At 72.0% G+C, this 14584-nt stretch carries 19 protein-coding genes and 1 tRNA gene; 12 read left to right on the top strand and 8 right to left on the bottom strand.

From position 1 onward, the window contains the following. Window positions 1-45: 45 nt before the first annotated feature. Complete coding sequence (locus tag BLV76_RS00965; RefSeq protein WP_090967450.1) at window positions 46-678, top strand: DUF3152 domain-containing protein; 633 nt, start codon at window positions 46-48, stop codon at window positions 676-678. Window positions 679-688: 10 nt separating this feature from the next. On the opposite strand, the gene BLV76_RS00960 is transcribed toward BLV76_RS00965, so the two are convergent. Genes BLV76_RS00960 through BLV76_RS00950 form a run of 3 tightly spaced genes read right to left on the bottom strand, consistent with a single transcriptional unit; the run spans window position 689 to window position 4262 of the window. Beyond that, window positions 689-2257, bottom strand: coding sequence for a CotH kinase family protein (locus tag BLV76_RS00960; RefSeq protein WP_090967449.1), 1569 nt, complete (start codon window positions 2255-2257; stop codon window positions 689-691). Between the two features lie 56 nt (window positions 2258-2313). Beyond that, window positions 2314-3360 (bottom strand): alkaline phosphatase family protein, encoded by a 1047-nt coding sequence (locus BLV76_RS00955; RefSeq protein WP_175539513.1) that lies wholly within the window; start codon window positions 3358-3360, stop codon window positions 2314-2316. A 41-nt stretch (window positions 3361-3401) separates the two neighbouring features. Continuing rightward, window positions 3402-4262 (bottom strand): SDR family oxidoreductase, encoded by an 861-nt coding sequence (locus BLV76_RS00950; protein ID WP_090967447.1) that lies wholly within the window; start codon window positions 4260-4262, stop codon window positions 3402-3404. Between the two features lie 108 nt (window positions 4263-4370). Here BLV76_RS00950 and BLV76_RS00945 point away from each other — a divergent pair, with 108 nt between their 5' ends. From BLV76_RS00945 to BLV76_RS00935, 3 genes are read left to right on the top strand one after another with little or no spacing between them, the layout of a single operon-like run. Continuing rightward, the gene (locus BLV76_RS00945; protein WP_090967446.1) at window positions 4371-4733 is read left to right on the top strand and encodes a winged helix-turn-helix transcriptional regulator; all 363 of its coding nucleotides are present in this window, start codon (window positions 4371-4373) and stop codon (window positions 4731-4733) included. Between the two features lie 53 nt (window positions 4734-4786). Next, window positions 4787-5617 (top strand): glutamate racemase, encoded by an 831-nt coding sequence (gene murI / locus BLV76_RS00940; protein WP_425433739.1) that lies wholly within the window; start codon window positions 4787-4789, stop codon window positions 5615-5617. Next, window positions 5614-6375 (top strand): MBL fold metallo-hydrolase, encoded by a 762-nt coding sequence (locus tag BLV76_RS00935; RefSeq protein ID WP_090967444.1) that lies wholly within the window; start codon window positions 5614-5616, stop codon window positions 6373-6375. The genes murI and BLV76_RS00935 overlap by 4 nt, the downstream gene beginning before the upstream one ends. A gap of 59 nt (window positions 6376-6434) precedes the next feature. On the opposite strand, the gene BLV76_RS22965 is transcribed toward BLV76_RS00935, so the two are convergent. Then, window positions 6435-7085 carry a response regulator gene (locus BLV76_RS22965; protein WP_245734486.1) on the bottom strand — a complete coding sequence of 217 codons (651 nt, stop codon included), beginning with the start codon at window positions 7083-7085 and terminating at the stop codon, window positions 6435-6437. Further along, window positions 7082-8245, bottom strand: coding sequence for a sensor histidine kinase (locus tag BLV76_RS22960; protein WP_245734485.1), 1164 nt, complete (start codon window positions 8243-8245; stop codon window positions 7082-7084). The genes BLV76_RS22965 and BLV76_RS22960 overlap by 4 nt, the downstream gene beginning before the upstream one ends. A gap of 31 nt (window positions 8246-8276) precedes the next feature. Between BLV76_RS22960 and rph the strand changes: the two genes are divergently transcribed. Both rph and BLV76_RS00920 read left to right on the top strand, forming a co-directional pair. Further along, window positions 8277-9026, top strand: coding sequence for a ribonuclease PH (gene rph, locus BLV76_RS00925; RefSeq protein ID WP_090967443.1), 750 nt, complete (start codon window positions 8277-8279; stop codon window positions 9024-9026). After that, a complete protein-coding gene (locus BLV76_RS00920; protein ID WP_090967442.1) occupies window positions 9023-9697 on the top strand; it encodes a non-canonical purine NTP pyrophosphatase in 675 nt (224 codons plus the stop codon). The genes rph and BLV76_RS00920 overlap by 4 nt, the downstream gene beginning before the upstream one ends. On the opposite strand, the gene BLV76_RS00915 is transcribed toward BLV76_RS00920, so the two are convergent. From BLV76_RS00915 to bcp, 3 genes are all read right to left on the bottom strand, one after another. Further along, on the bottom strand, window positions 9686-10564 hold the full coding sequence (locus BLV76_RS00915; protein WP_090967441.1) for a bile acid:sodium symporter family protein: 879 nt from the start codon (window positions 10562-10564) through the stop codon (window positions 9686-9688). The two genes, BLV76_RS00920 and BLV76_RS00915, sit on opposite strands and share 12 nt — an antisense overlap. A 69-nt stretch (window positions 10565-10633) precedes the next feature. Continuing rightward, window positions 10634-10707: transfer RNA gene (locus BLV76_RS00910), tRNA-Leu, on the bottom strand. A 156-nt stretch (window positions 10708-10863) separates the two neighbouring features. Continuing rightward, window positions 10864-11334 carry a thioredoxin-dependent thiol peroxidase gene (gene bcp, locus BLV76_RS00905; RefSeq protein WP_090967440.1) on the bottom strand — a complete coding sequence of 157 codons (471 nt, stop codon included), beginning with the start codon at window positions 11332-11334 and terminating at the stop codon, window positions 10864-10866. A 148-nt stretch (window positions 11335-11482) separates the two neighbouring features. Here bcp and BLV76_RS00900 point away from each other — a divergent pair, with 148 nt between their 5' ends. From BLV76_RS00900 to BLV76_RS00880, 6 genes are read left to right on the top strand one after another with little or no spacing between them, the layout of a single operon-like run. Further along, a complete protein-coding gene (locus tag BLV76_RS00900) occupies window positions 11483-12178 on the top strand; it encodes an energy-coupling factor ABC transporter permease (RefSeq protein ID WP_175539512.1) in 696 nt (231 codons plus the stop codon). Further along, entirely contained in the window at window positions 12175-12534 is a 360-nt protein-coding gene (locus BLV76_RS22305; protein WP_175539511.1) for a PDGLE domain-containing protein, read from the top strand. Before BLV76_RS00900 ends, BLV76_RS22305 begins: the two co-directional genes overlap by 4 nt. Further along, complete coding sequence (gene cbiQ, locus BLV76_RS00895) at window positions 12534-13226, top strand: cobalt ECF transporter T component CbiQ (protein ID WP_090967439.1); 693 nt, start codon at window positions 12534-12536, stop codon at window positions 13224-13226. Before BLV76_RS22305 ends, cbiQ begins: the two co-directional genes overlap by 1 nt. Beyond that, on the top strand, window positions 13223-13978 hold the full coding sequence (locus tag BLV76_RS00890) for an energy-coupling factor ABC transporter ATP-binding protein (protein WP_090967438.1): 756 nt from the start codon (window positions 13223-13225) through the stop codon (window positions 13976-13978). The genes cbiQ and BLV76_RS00890 overlap by 4 nt, the downstream gene beginning before the upstream one ends. Next, on the top strand, window positions 13975-14223 hold the full coding sequence (locus BLV76_RS00885; RefSeq protein WP_090967437.1) for a DUF3618 domain-containing protein: 249 nt from the start codon (window positions 13975-13977) through the stop codon (window positions 14221-14223). Before BLV76_RS00890 ends, BLV76_RS00885 begins: the two co-directional genes overlap by 4 nt. 47 nt (window positions 14224-14270) lie before the next feature. Then, window positions 14271-14570 (top strand): GroES family chaperonin, encoded by a 300-nt coding sequence (locus BLV76_RS00880; RefSeq protein ID WP_090972151.1) that lies wholly within the window; start codon window positions 14271-14273, stop codon window positions 14568-14570. The last annotated feature ends 14 nt before the right edge of the window (window positions 14571-14584 follow it).

Here is a 14584-nt window from a genome sequence, read left to right as displayed (position 1 = left end):
TCGATCGACCGCGACAACGGGACGGGAGGCACCTAGGCTCCCCCCATGCCCCGGGTCGTCCGACTAGCGCTGCTGACGTCGCTGCTCACCGTCCTGCTCGCGACGCCGGGCCGCGCAGCTCCCGACGACGCGACCACGCACCGGCGTACGACACCCACGCCCCCGCAGCAGACGGCGGAGGGATACGCGATCCCGGTCACCCGGCGGGTGACCTACTCCGTCGTCACCCGCGGCCGGACGAGTGCATCGCTGGCGTTGTTCAGGCGCCAGGCGCAGGAGACGTACGACGACCCGCGCGGGTGGCGGGCCGGGGGAGTCGAGTTTCGGCGGGTGCGACGGGGCGGCGACTTCACGCTGGTGCTGTCGGTGGCGGGCGCGGTGCCGTCGTTCTCCTCGCAGTGCTCGACGCGGTGGTCGTGCCGGGTCGGGCGGTTCGTGATCATCAACCAGACCCGCTGGCAGCACGCGTCACCGGCGTGGAACGCGGCCGGGAGGTCGCTGCGCGACTACCGCCACATGGTCGTCAACCACGAGACCGGGCACTGGCTGGGGCGCGGCCACGCGACGTGCAGCGGCGGTGGCCGGGCGCCGGTGATGATGCAGCAGTCGAAGGGGACGGGCGGCTGCTCCTTCAACCCGTGGCCGCTGGAGTGGGAGGCCGCCGCCGTACGCCGCTGACCGCCGGTGGCTACCTGCGGTTGCGGGCGATCGCGACGATCGCCGTCGACGGTGAGCCCAGGAGGACGTCGCCGCTGGCGCCGGTGACCTCGACGTGGACCAGCTCCCGGCCCTCGGTGCGCTTGTCGTCGAGGACCTGGACGGGCACGTAGTGGCGACGCTCGCCCGGCTGGAACGTCAGCGTGCCCTGCGCTGCCACGAAGTCCACGCCCGGCTCGGCCTTCTTGAGCGCGGTGACGGTCCACGGCACGTCGACCGCAGCTGTCGCGGGGGAGTGGAGCACGACCGGCACCCACACGGTCCGCGCACGCTCGGTCGTCGGGATCCGCACGTCGGCGACCCGCACCTCGTTCTGGCTGAGCCACTGGGCCCGCGTGCCGAGCCAGCTCGCGAGGAAGTCGACCTCACCCGCCCGCGACTGCGCGCGTCGGGTCCACTCGAGGTCGCTGCCGTCCGCGTGCCACTGCTGCCAGTCGGCGTCCGCGCTCGCACCGAGGGTGGCGGAGGCGGTCCGGAGCTGCGACAGGACGAGGTCGACGGCGGGACGCAGCTCGTACCACCGGTTCTTGACCCGGCGCGCGAAGGCCGGGTCCTGGAGCATCCGCGACACCCAGTGCGTGCCGGTGCGGGTGTACCAGCCGGTCGGCGAGCTGGTGGTCTTCCACTTCGTCCCGGCGCTGAGGTCGAAGTCCCACACCGGCCCCATGACGAACCGCTGCCCGGGCGACCAGCTGAAGTTCACGCTGGACTGGAAGTTGGAGTCCTGGTTGGCGAAGAGCTCCTCGACGAGGTACCAGTCGATGAGCCGGGACACGTTGATGTAGCGGGCGTAGCCGCGCCTGCGGTCGGCGAACGACGGGCTCCACAGCACGTTCTCGAAGCGCGACACCGCACGGTGGACCGAGCGGCGCTGGCGCTTGGTGACCTCGTCGGGGTCCTTGAAGGCGACGGGCGTGCCACGCCGGGTGCGGAAGCCCGGCTCGTCGTCACGCAGGTAGCGCCGGTTGACCTCGAGCAGGAAGCCGTCCTTCGGCAGGTCGACACGGCCCGTGCCCTCCTCCACCTGCTCGGTGAGCAGGTAGAGGCCCTGCGGCTGGCCGTTGAGGACGACGTCGACGAAGCGGAGCTTCGGCGTCCACGCCAGCCGGGTCTGCGCCGCGATCGCGAACGCCGCCGCGGTCCGCAGGGCGCTGCGGTCGCCGTAGCCCGCGAGCAGGACCCACTCGTCGTGCGGCACGTCGCCGACGAGCGCGGCGTCGTCCTCGAGCTTGAGCTTGTAGGGCTTCTTCGCCCAGCCCCAGGTCGAGTTGCCGCGCCCGCGCACCTCCGTGACGTGGGTGATGCCGTCGAGCGTGACCGACCCGGGCACGTAGTCCTCACGCGAGATGGGGGCGCCGGCGGTGTCGATGACCAGCTGCGTCGGCGGGGCCGGAGGCCATCCCACGGCGGCTGCCGCCGCAGGGTCGGGCAGCACCTCGGGCGCCGGGGCCCTCCCCGTCGACGCGGGCGCTGCCGACGGCAGTCCCGCCAGCAGCGATCCGGCCACGAGCGCCACGAGCAGCAGCCTCGGCTTCGTCATGGTGCTCTCCCTCGTCCCGCCCGCGTGCGCCGGTCGTCACACGTCGGGTCAGTGGATCACTCGGTGGCTGAGACGTCGAGGTCCTGCAGGAAGTTGTGCTCGCTCCCGGGGACGGCGGGCAGCCCGAGCAGGTCGAGGGCCAGGTTGGCCACGTCGCCGTTGCGCACCGGCTGGCGGCGCTGGTCGTAGGTCGTACGCCGGTTGCCGGGGTCCTTGTAGTCGTCGTTGAGGTCGTAGAGGTCCGCACCCGCGTCGACGCCCGGACCGGCGACCATGAAGGCGATCCGGTAGTTCTCGATGCTCCGGGCGTCGGAGTGGGACGCGCCGCGGCCGCCGTGGTCGGACGTCACGATGATCGCGGTGCTGCCTGCACGGGTGGGGTCGGACTCGACGGAGTCGACGATCTGGCCGACCAGTCCGTCCACCTGCTCGACCGCCCGGAGGTAGGCCCGGGACATGAAGCCGCGCTCGTGCCCGACGTTGTCGGGCAGGGACAGGTGGACGAAGCGCAGCTCGCGGTCCTCGCGGCGGATGTCACGGACGACCGCGCGGGTGAGCACGGTGTTGTCGAGTCGGATGCGCGTGAGGTCGATGCTCGCCGGCCAGCTGCGCTTCCAGAGGCTGAACTTCGTCTTGCTCGCGAACAGTGCCGTCGACCCGCCCGACCCGTGGACGGAGGTGAACACCGACTCCACGGGACCTCCCGCGGCGGCCTGGACGGTGGCCGGGCGCCGGCGGTCATCGTTCCAGGTCACGCCGTGGCCGCCCGTCGACGCCTGGATCCGGCGCCCGGTGACCATTCCCGTGTGGTTGGGGAGGGTGATGGTGAGCTCGTGCTCGGTGCGGGCGTTGAGCGTGGAGGCGCCTGCGTCCATCAGGTCGTGGAGGTACGGGGTGCGCGCGCGGCCGAGGCGGGTCAGCGCCGTCGGGTTGAGGCCGTCGAGCGATATCGCCACCACGGAGGTGACGTCCGACTCGGCCGCGCGCGCCGCCGGTGCGGCGGGACGGTCGTGCCCTGCCGGCACGACCGCGAGGGCCTGCGCACCCGTGAAGGTGACGAGGACGGAGGCGAGCAGGGCGGCGAGCGGGCTTCGGGTCTGCACCGCGCGACGATAACCCGCCTCTGTTCCCGTCACCGACAGCCTCAGGCCAGCGCGGCGCCCACGGCGTCGGCGAGCGAGGTCGTCGGCCGACCGATGAGCCGCGACAGATCGCCGGAGTCGGTGCGCAGCTCGCCCCGGGCGATCCCGAGGTCGGAGTCGGCGAGGACCGCGGCGTACGGCTCGGGCAGGCCCGCGCCGACGAGGACGGCGGTGTAGTCGGGGGCGGGGAGGTCGCGGTAGACGACCTCGGTGCCGGACGCGGCCGCCAGCGCGGCGGCGTACTCCTCGAGGGTGAAGGCGGTGTCGCCGCCGAGCTCGTGGACCTGGCCGGCCTGGTCGTCGGCCACCAGCGCGGCGGCGGCCGCGGCGGCGTAGTCGGCGCGGGAGGCCGCGCTGACCCGACCCTCTCCGGCGGCACCGAGGACGGCACCGTGCTCGAGCGCGGTGGCGACCTGGCCCGTGTAGTTCTCGAGGTACCAGGAGTTGCGCAGCAGCACGACCGGGAGCCCGGACGCGGCGAGCAGCCCCTCGGTGGCGCGGTGCTCGTCGGCGAGCGCGAGCGTGGAGGTGTCGGCGCGCGTGATGCTCGTGTAGGCGAGCAGCTCGACGCCGGCCTTCTTCGCGGCCTCGATCACGTTGGCGTGCTGGGCCACGCGCTCGCCCACGGCGCTGGAGGAGACCAGCAGCACGCGGTCGACGCCCGCGAGGGCCTGCTCGAGCGACGCGGGGTCGGTGTAGTCGGCGGTCCGTGTCTCGACGCCGAGGTCGGCCAGGTCGGAGATCGCGGCGGTGTCGCGGGCGGTCGCGACCACGTCGGAGGCGGCGACGCCGCGCTCGAGGAGGGCCTGGACGGCGAGCCGGCCGAGGTGTCCGCTGGCGCCGGTGACGAGGTAGGTGGTCATGGGAGTTCCTGTTCGTGAGGTGTCGGTCGTGCCTGTCGACCGGGCCAACGAGCGGTCCCTCCTGATGCTTCCCAGAAGTTAGTACCCACTTTGAAGTAAGGTACTGGCATGAAGGTAAGTGACGAGCTCCGCGACTACTTCCCCGACGGCGTCTTCTCCCAGGACTGCCCGAGCCGGGTGCTGCTCGACCACGTGATGAGCAAGTGGGGCGTGCTCGTCCTGCTCGCGCTGTCCGAGGGCGAGCCGCTGAGGTGGAGCGAGCTGCGCCGGCGCGCCGAGGGCGTCAGCGAGAAGATGCTCGCCCAGACCCTCCGCACGCTGGCCTCCGACGACCTCGTCGAGCGCCACGCCAAGCCGGTGGTCCCGCCCCACGTGGAGTACTCCCTGACGCCGGCCGGGCAGGAGCTCGCCGCGCACCTCGTGCCCCTGATGCGATGGGTCGCGGTCCACGCCGGCGAGTCGGGAGTGTGACCGGACCGACGCTCGTGGTGGCGTGACCGGTGGCGGCCCGAGCGCCTAGCCTGCTGCCTGTGCCGACCCCCTCGACCGCGACGAACGCCGACGCCCCCATCGGCATCTTCGACTCCGGTTTCGGCGGGCTGACGGTCGCCCGTTCGGTGATCGACCAGCTCCCGCACGAGTCCGTGCTCTACCTCGGCGACACCGCGCGCCAGCCCTACGGCCAGAAGCCGATCGGCGAGGTCCGCGAGTACGCGCTGGAGTGCCTCGACCACCTCTACGACCAGGGCGTCAAGGCGCTGGTCATCGCGTGCAACTCCGCCAGCGCGGCCATGCTCCGCGACGCCCGCGAGCGCTACGACGTACCCGTCGTCGAGGTGATCCTGCCCGCCGCCCGCCGGGCCGCGGCCGCCACGCGCAACCGCAAGGTCGGTGTCATCTGCACGCGCGCCACCGCGAGCTCGATGGCCTACGACGACGCCTTCGCCGCCGTGCCGGACCTCGACGTCCACATCCGGGCGTGCCCGCGCTTCGTCGACCACGTCGAGCAGGGCGTCACCGGGGGCGACGAGCTGATGGCCGCCGCGCACGACTACCTCGACCCGCTGGTCGAGGCCGGTGTCGACACCCTCATCCTCGGCTGCACCCACTACCCGCTCCTCACGGGCGTCATCTCCTACGTCATGGGGGACAAGGTCACCCTGGTCAGCTCGGCCGAGGAGTGCGCCAAGGACGTCTACAAGATGCTGGCGAGCACCGGCCTGATGCGGGTCGACGGCGAGGCCGCCTACACCTTCTCGACGACCGGCAGCCCGGAGGACTTCGCGACCATCGGTCGCCGGTTCCTCGGCTCGGAGCTGCTCGGTGCGTCCCAGTTCGCAGGGGGTCTCGCGTGAAGCTCACCATCGTCGGCTGCTCGGGGTCCTACCCCGGCCCGGAGTCCGCCGCGAGCTGCTACCTCCTCGAGGCAGAGCACGACGGCCGCACCTGGCGGGTCCTGCTCGACCTCGGCAACGGCGCGCTCGGCCAGCTCCACCGCTACGCCGACCCGCTGACCATCGACGCGGTCCTGCTGAGCCACCTGCACGCCGACCACTGCCTCGACCTCTGCGGCTACTACGTGATGCGCAAGTACCACCCGACCGGCCCGCAGCCGCAGATCCCGGTCTGGGGTCCCGCCGGTACGGCCGAGCGGATGGCGCGCGCCTACGACCTGCCCCTCGACCCCGGCATGACCGAGGAGTTCGCCTTCCACGACTGGGCCGGCGAGGACGCGGTCGAGGTCGGCCCGTTCCGGATCGAGCCGCGCGAGGTCGTCCACCCCGTCGCGGCCTTCTCGCTGAAGGTCACCGTCGGCGGCCGCACGCTCGTCTACTCCGGCGACACCGGTCCGTGCCCGGCGCTCGACGAGCACGCCGTCGACGCCGACCTGCTCCTCGCCGAGGCGTCCTTCCGTGACGCCGACGACAACCCGCCCGACCTCCACATGACCGGCTCCGACTGCGGTCGCACTGCGTCCAAGGCCGGCGTCGGCCGGCTCGTCCTGACCCACGTCCCGCCGTGGCACGACGAGGCCGACGCCGAGGCCGAGGCCCGCACCCAGTGGGACGGACCGCTCGAGCTGGCGCGGGCCGGCGCGACCTACGAGATCTGAGCCCGGGATCCGGGCCGGGATCCGGGCCGGAGTCCGAGCCGTGGTCCGAGCCGTCGGCCCTAGACGAGCCCGGCGTCGTGCACGACCATCGCGACCTGCACCCGGTTGGTGCTGTCGAGCTTGGTCAGCAGCCGTGACACGTGCGACTTCACCGTCGGCACCGACAGGTAGAGCTCGCTCGCGATCTCGGAGTTGCTGAGCCCGCGTCCCACGCACACCGCCACCTCGAGCTCGCGCTCGGTGAGCACCGTGAGCCGGTCCGCGGCCGTCGAGACCCGGTCGGACGACGTGGTGCTGCGCAGCCGCGACACCAGGCTGCGCGTCGCCGAGGGCGACAGCATCGCGTCGCCCGCGGCCACGGTGCGGATCGCGCTGACGATGTCACCGGGCGGGGTGTCCTTGAGCAGGAACCCGTCGGCCCCGGAGGCGATGGCGCGGAGCACGTGGTCGTCGGCGTCGAACGTCGTCAGCACCACCACGTGCGGCGGCTCCGGGCGCTGGTGCAGGACCTGGGTGGCCTCGAGGCCGTCCATCACAGGCATCCGGATGTCCATCAGCACGACGTCGGGCTCGAGCTCGGTGACGAGGTCGAGGCCCTCCTCGCCGTTGGAGGCCTCGCCGACGACCTCGATGTCGCGCTGGCCCCCGAGCATGAGGGACAGCGCCGACCGGACCAGCGGGTCGTCGTCGACGAGGAGGACGCGGATCACGCCGACCACGGTAGCCACGCTTCCAACACGAAGGTGTCGTTCTCGGCACTCTGCTCGAGCCGTCCGCCGCGCAGGCCGGTGCGCTCGCGCAGCCCGATCAGGCCGAGCCCGGCACCGGGAGCGGACGTGCCGCGTGTGCTGAGGGGGTTGGAGAGCCGGACGGTGATGCCGGCTCGCTGGTCTCCGCTGCTGGTGATCGCGAGCCGCGACCCCGGAGCGTGCTTGCGCACGTTGGTGATCCCTTCCTGGACGATGCGGTAGACGGTGCGACCGGTCGCGGCCGGCACCGGGTGGGTGGGGTCGACGTCGTCGGAGTAGTCGATCCCGAGGCCGAGCGACCGTGCCTCCGCGACGAGCGCCGCGATGTCGTCGTACGTCGGCTGGGGGCGCGCCGTCGCCGGCCCCTCGTCGTCCTCGCGGAGCACGCCGAGGACGTCGCGCAGCTCGTGCAGCGCGTCGTTGGCCTGGCCCTGGATCTGCCCCAGCCCCTCGCGCAGGCGCGGGGCCTCGAGGTCGTCGCGGAACGCGAGGGCACCCGCCTGCATGGAGACCTGGCTGATCCGGTGCGCGAGCACGTCGTGCATCTCGCGGGCGATCCGGGCGCGCTCGGTGGACCGGGCCTGGGCGACCCTCAGCTCCTGCTCGAGCTCGGCGCGCTCGGCACGCGCGCGCAGGCTCCAGAGCAGCTCGCGCCTCGACCCGATGTAGAGGCCCCAGCCCATCACGCCGATGTTGACGGCGAGGTTGACCAGCGTCGTGACGAGGTACTCCTGGTCCTCGATCGGCGCGATGGTGAGCCAGACCTGGGTCGCGACGACGTTCGCGCTCCCGACCAGCAGCACCTCGCGGTAGTCGCGCCTCGTCGCGACCGACACCGCGGCCAGCGTCCCCGGCCCGGAGGCGACGCCGGAGAACGCGCTGAGCCCGGCGACCGCCACGGCCACGGGCACGGGCGCGCGCCGACGGAACCCGACGAGGACGAATGCCAGGGCGCCGAAGGCGAGCTCGATGAAGAAGAAGTGCCGGTAGTCGTGCCACTCCATCTCGGCGACGGACGACCACACGACCGAGGAGTAGACGAGGCAGAGCGCGAGCCTCCATGCCTGCGAGACCCAGGTCAGCTCCGGCTGGGTCTCGACGTGGGAGGGGCGGCTGTCCACGGGCGTCAGGGTAACGATCTAGGGTCGAGCCATGACTGACGCCACCCCCAGCTCGAGCCCCAGCACGCGCGCCGACGGCCGCGCCGACGACGAGCTCCGCCCGATCACGATCACCCGCGGCTGGCTCGACCACGCGGCCGGTTCGGTGCTCGTGGAGTTCGGCGGCACGAAGGTGCTGTGCGCCGCGTCGGCGTCCGAGGGCGTGCCGCGCTGGCGCAAGGGCTCGGGCCTGGGCTGGGTGACGGCCGAGTACGCCATGCTCCCGGCGGCCACCAACACCCGCTCCGACCGCGAGTCCGTGAAGGGTCGCATCGGTGGACGCACCCACGAGATCTCGCGGCTGATCGGCCGCTCCCTGCGCGCGGTCATCGACTACCAGGCGCTCGGCGAGAACACGATCGTCCTCGACTGCGACGTGCTCCAGGCCGACGGCGGCACCCGGACCGCCGCGATCACGGGGGCCTACGTCGCCCTCGCGGACGCGGTCGCGCACCTCCGGGCCAGCGGCGCGCTGACCGGCGAGCCCCTCACCGGGTCGGTCGCGGCGGTGTCCGTGGGCATCATCGACGGCGTCCCGCGCCTCGACCTGCCCTACGTCGAGGACGTCCGGGCCGAGACCGACATGAACGTCGTGATGACCGGGGAGGGGAAGTTCGTCGAGGTGCAGGGCACTGCCGAGGGCGCCGCCTTCGACCGCGCCGAGCTCGACGCGCTCCTCGCGCTCGCCGAGAAGGGCTGCGCCGACCTGACCCGGATGCAGCAGGAGGCCCTGCGCGCATGAGGATCTTCCTCGCCTCGGGCAACCAGAAGAAGATCCTGGAGATGCAGCGCATCCTCGGCGAGCAGGTGCCCGACCTCGAGGTGCTCGGGATCGACGACGTCGACGGCTACGCCGAGCCCGTCGAGGACCAGCCCACCTTTGAGGGCAACGCGCTCCTCAAGGCCCGCGCCGGCGTCGCCGCGACCGGGCTGCCGACGGTCGCCGACGACAGCGGTCTCTGCGTGGCCGCGCTCAACGGCATGCCCGGCGTGCTCTCGGCCCGGTGGTCGGGGCCTCGCACCCTTCGAGACGGCTCGTCCCTCACCTCCTCAGGGACCGACGGTGTCTCGCTCCGCTCGAGCCAGGACGCACGCAACAACGAGCTGCTGCTGGCCCAGCTCAGCGACGTACCCGACGAGCGGCGTGACGCCTACTTCACCTGCGCCATCGCGTGGGTGATGCCCGACGGGCGCGAGCGCGTCGTCGAGGGTCGGATGGACGGGCGGATCCTGCGGGAGGTGCGAGGGAGCGGCGGGTTCGGCTACGACGTGCTCTTCGTGGCCGACGAGCACGCCGACGAGGGCCTGACCTCCGCCGAGCTCGACCCGGCCGACAAGGACCGGATCTCCCACCGCGGTCGCGCGCTGCGCGAGCTCGCCCCGCTGGTGGCGACCGACCTGTCAGACGGCTGAGGCCTGCTGGTCGCGGGCAGTGACCTGCTTGCTGACCCATGCGCCCCAGAGCGCGGCGAAGAGGAACATGACCAGCGAGTAGACCGCCGCCGGCACCGAGGCCTCGACCTCGTCGAGCACCTCGACGGCGACGAAGATCGCGAGCGTCGCGTTGTGCACCCCGACCTCCATCGACGAGGCGATCGCCTGCGGGCCGGTCACGCCGAACGCCTTCGGCACGACGTAGCCCACGACGAGGCTGATCGCGCAGAACAGTGCCGTGATGAGGCCGACGTCGGCGAGGTAGTCACCGACGCTCTCGATCTGGTCGAGCAGGATGCCGAGCACCAGGATCGCGAGGATCACCGCCGACCCGATCCGCACCGGCTTGTCCATCCGGCGTGCGAAGCCGGGCGAGCGGGCGTTGACGACCATGCCGATGCCCACCGGCAGCAGGATCAGCGCGAACACCTTCACGATCTCGACGAGCGGCATCGAGACGTCGTCCTGCCGGTCGAAGAACGCGATGGCGAGGCCGGTGATCAGCGGGAGCGTGACGACCGCGATCACGGTGTTGATCGCGGTGAGGGTGATGTTGAGGGCGACGTCGCCCTTGAAGAGGTGGCTGAACAGGTTGGCCGTCGTGCCGCCGGGCGACGCGGCCAGCAGCAGCATGCCGATCCCGAGCAGCGCGGGCAGGTCGAAGAGCACGACCAGGCCGAAGCAGATCGCCGGCAGCAGCACGACCTGGCACACGAGCGCGACGGCGACCGCCCTCGGCGCGCGCCCCACCCGGCGGAAGTCGGCGACCGTCAGGTCCAGGCCGAGGCCGAACATGATGATCGCGAGCGCGAGCGGCAGACCGACGGTCGTCAGCGCGGAATCCATGCGCGGACACTAGTGGTGACGTGGGTCACACGGGAGTGCGCGACGCGAAGTAGCGACTTAGGTCGCGGGTGCGCTCGGAGAGACTCGAACTCTCACTGGCCAGGACCTAAACCTGGTGCCTCTGCCAATTGGGCTACGAGCGCGGAGGGTCAATCCTCACACGTGTCCGAGATGTCGCCCCCCGGACGGTCGATCGAGGGCAGCATCTCGGACACGTGTGGCGGTTCTGGCCCGCGGGGCGGTACGTCGAGGGCCACCTCCGCCGCACGTGCGACGGACCGCGGACGGCGTACGACGCGTCAGTCGAGCCCCAGGTCGCGCCGCAGCTTGGCGACGTGGCCGGTGGCCTTGACGTTGTACTGCGCGAGCTCGACCTTGCCGGCCTCGTCGACGACGAACGTCGAGCGGATCACGCCCTCGACCTCCTTGCCGTAGAGCTTCTTGGTGCCGAAGGCGCCGTAGGCCCGGTGCACCGCGAGGTCCTCGTCGGACAGGAGGGTCAGGGTCAGGGCGTCGCGCTCGCGGAACTTCGCCAGCTTGGCCGGCTTGTCCTTCGAGACGCCGAGCACCTCGTAGCCGGCGCCGCGCAGCGAGTCGAGGGACTCGGAGAAGTCGCACGCCTGCTTGGTGCAGCCGGGGGTCATCGCCGCCGGGTAGAAGTAGACGATCACCTTCTTGCCGCGCAGGTCGGCCAGCGAGACCTGGTCGCCGGCGTCGCTGGTGAGGGTGAAGTCGGGGGCGGCGTCGCCGGGGGTGAGGCGGTCGGACATGGGGGTCTCCTCTGCGCGCGGGGCGGGACGGTGTGGTTGTTGCAAGATGATTGCAATAAGGTCGGAGGGTGCCGGCCCGGTATCGGGGGATCCGCGTCGGCCACCAGACATCCAACCAGCCCGACCCCTCACGATTGCGAGCGACCACGTGCACGTGCCCGACGGCTTCCTCGACGCCCCGACCTCGGTGGCGACCGGTGTGGTCGCGGCCGCCGGGGTGGGCCTCGCGCTGCGCGGCGCACGCCGCGAGCTCGACGACCGGACGGCCCCGATGGCGGGCCTCGTCGCGACCTTCATCTTCGCCGGCCAGATGATCAACTTCCCGGTCGGGGCCGGCACGAGCGGTCACCTCATGGGCGGGGCCCTCGCCGCGGTCCTGGTCGGGCCGTGGACGGCCGTGCTGTGCATGGCGGTCGTGCTCCTGGTGCAGGGCCTGGTGATGGCCGACGGCGGCATCACCGCGCTGGGCACCAACATCACGCTCATGGGCCTGATCACCGCGGGCGTCGGCTGGGGCGTCTTCGTCGTGCTGCGCCGGGTCCTCCCGCAGCGCCTCGCGATGGTCGCTCCCGCCGCGGCGGTGGCGGCGTTCGTCAGCGTGCCCGTCGCGGCGATCGCCTTCACCGGGCTCTTCGCCGTCGGCGGCACGGCGCCCGTCGACCTCGGCGCGGTCGCGACCGCGATGATCGGATGGCACCTCCTCATCGGGATCGGTGAGGCGGTCGTGACCGGACTGGTCGTGGGGAGCGTCGTCGCGACCCGACCCGACCTGGTCCGCGGGGCGCGTCCCTTCCTCGACGCCCGCGACCTCGAGATCCGCATCCCGAAGGCGGCGACCCCGTGAGCAAGCGACCCAGCAACCGTGCGGTCTTCGTCTCCTTCCTCCTCGTCTCGCTGCTCGTCGCCGGAGTCGTGAGCTACTACGCCAGCGCCCACCCCGACGGGCTCAACTACGTCGCGGAGAAGACCGGCTTCATCGACGCCGAGACCACCCACGCCTCGTCCGACAGCCCGCTCGCCGGCTACTCCACGAAGGGCGTCGACAACGACCGCCTGAGCGGAGGCATCGCGGGTGTGGTCGGCGTGCTCCTCATGCTGCTGCTCAGCACCGGCCTGTTCCGCGTGCTGCGCCGGCGTGACGAGCCCGAGGACGAGTCGGCGGACGACCACGCGGACGAGTCCGCCGGCAGCAGGGGCTGATGGGCGCCGGCCACGGGCACCGGCTCTACTTCCACGGCCACAGCGCGGTCCACCGGGCGCCGTCCCACCTCAAGCTGCTGGCCCTGCTCGCCTTCATGCTCCTCGTCGTCGCGACGCCGCGCCAGGTCCCCTGGCTCTACGCCGTCGAGGCCGGCGTCCTGGTCTCCGTCGTCCTGCTCTCCCGGGTGCCGCTGACCTACCTGCTCCCGCGGATGGTGGTCGAGCTGCCGTTCGTCGTGTTCGCCGTGCTGGTGCCGTTCATCTCGCACGGCCCGCGCACCGAGGTCCTCGGTGTCACCGTGTCCGAGCCCGGCCTGCACGCGGGCGCGGCGCTCCTCGTGAAGGGCACGCTCGGCGTCCTCGGCTCGCTCACCCTGGCCGCCACGACCGAGCCGCAGGACCTGCTCCGGGGCCTGCAGCGCCTGCGGATGCCCGACCTCATCGTGCAGATCATGGGCTTCATGATCCGCTACCTCGACGTCGTCACGGCCGAGCTCGGCCGGATGATGACGGCCCTGCGCTCACGCGGCTGCGACCCGCGCTCGCCCCGGCACTGGCCGGTGCTGGCCCGCTCGCTGGGCGCGCTCTTCATCCGCTCCTACGAGCGTGGCGAACGCGTGCACCTCGCGATGCTGTCGCGGGGGTACGACGGTAGGTTGCCGTCCGTGTCGAGCGGCGTGGAGGACAGGTGAGCACCCCGGTCCTGGACGTCCAGGGTCTGGCGTTCGCCTACCCCGACGGCCACCAGGCGCTCTTCGGGGTCGACCTCCACGTCCACCAGGGCGAGCGCGTCGCCCTGCTCGGTCCGAATGGGGCCGGCAAGACCACCCTCGTGCTCCACCTCAACGGCATCCTCACCGCTGGGAAGGGAACGGTCACCGTCAGTGGCCTCCCTGTCGCCAAGGCGCACCTCAAGGAGATCCGACGCCGCGTCGGCATCGTCTTCCAGGATCCCGACGACCAGCTCTTCCTCGGCACGGTCCGCCAGGACGTCGCCTTCGGGCCGGCCAACCTCGGGCTCAAGGGACCCGAGCTCGACCGCCGGGTGATGGACGCCCTGGACCGCGTCGGGATGGCCGACTTCGTGGACCGGCCGCCGCACCACCTGTCGTACGGCCAGCGTCGCCGCGTCGCGGTCGCCACCGTGCTGGCGATGGAGCCCGAGGTCCTCGTGCTCGACGAGCCGTCGTCGAACCTCGATCCCGCCTCGCGCCGCGAGCTCGCCGACATCCTGCGCAGCCTCGACGTGACGGTCCTGATGGTCACCCACGACCTGCCCTACGCGCTCGAGCTGTGCCCCCGCAGCGTCGTGCTGAGCGAGGGCGTGGTCGTCGCCGACCGACCGACCTTCGACGTGCTGACCGACGACGAGCTGATGGCCGCCCACAGGCTCGAGCTGCCGTGGGGTTTCGATCCCCGTCGCATTGGTAGCCTTCCCGGGTGACCCAGGACATGAGCGCGCTCGAGCGCGAGATCGAGGAGACGCGCCAGCGTCTGGCCTCGACCATCGACCAGCTCGCCTACCGCGCCCACCCCAAGACCATCGTCGGTCGCCAGGTGACGACGGTGAAGTCGCACTTCGTCGACCTCGAGTCGGGCGCCCCGCGCACCGACAACATCCTCAAGGTCGCCGGTGCCGTCGTCGGCACGATCGTCCTGTTCGCGATCGTGCGCAAGGTCGCCAGCTGAGCGCCGTGTCCAGCAGCATCGCGGCGGGCGGCAGCGCACCGATCAAGATGCTGCACGACCGTCTCCTGGTCGAGGTCGACAAGGAGGCCGGCGAGCGCCGCTCGACCGGCGGCATCGTCATCCCCGCCACCGCCGCGATGGGCGCCCGCCGGCTCGCGTGGTCGCGCGTCATCGCCGTCGGCCCGCACGCCCGGGCCGTCGAGATCGGCGACCGCGTGCTGTTCGACCCCGAGGACAAGGCCGAGGTCGAGGTCCACGGCGAGGTCTACGTCGTCATGCGCGAGCGCGACGTCCATGCGGTCGCCGCCGAGCGCCTGGAGGGCGGCTCGACGGGGCTCTACCTCTAGCCTCCACCCAGAAC

The organism is Nocardioides exalbidus, assembly GCF_900105585.1.
GTDB lineage: Bacteria > Actinomycetota > Actinomycetes > Propionibacteriales > Nocardioidaceae > Nocardioides > Nocardioides exalbidus.
This window is presented reverse-complemented; position numbering and strand designations above follow the sequence as displayed.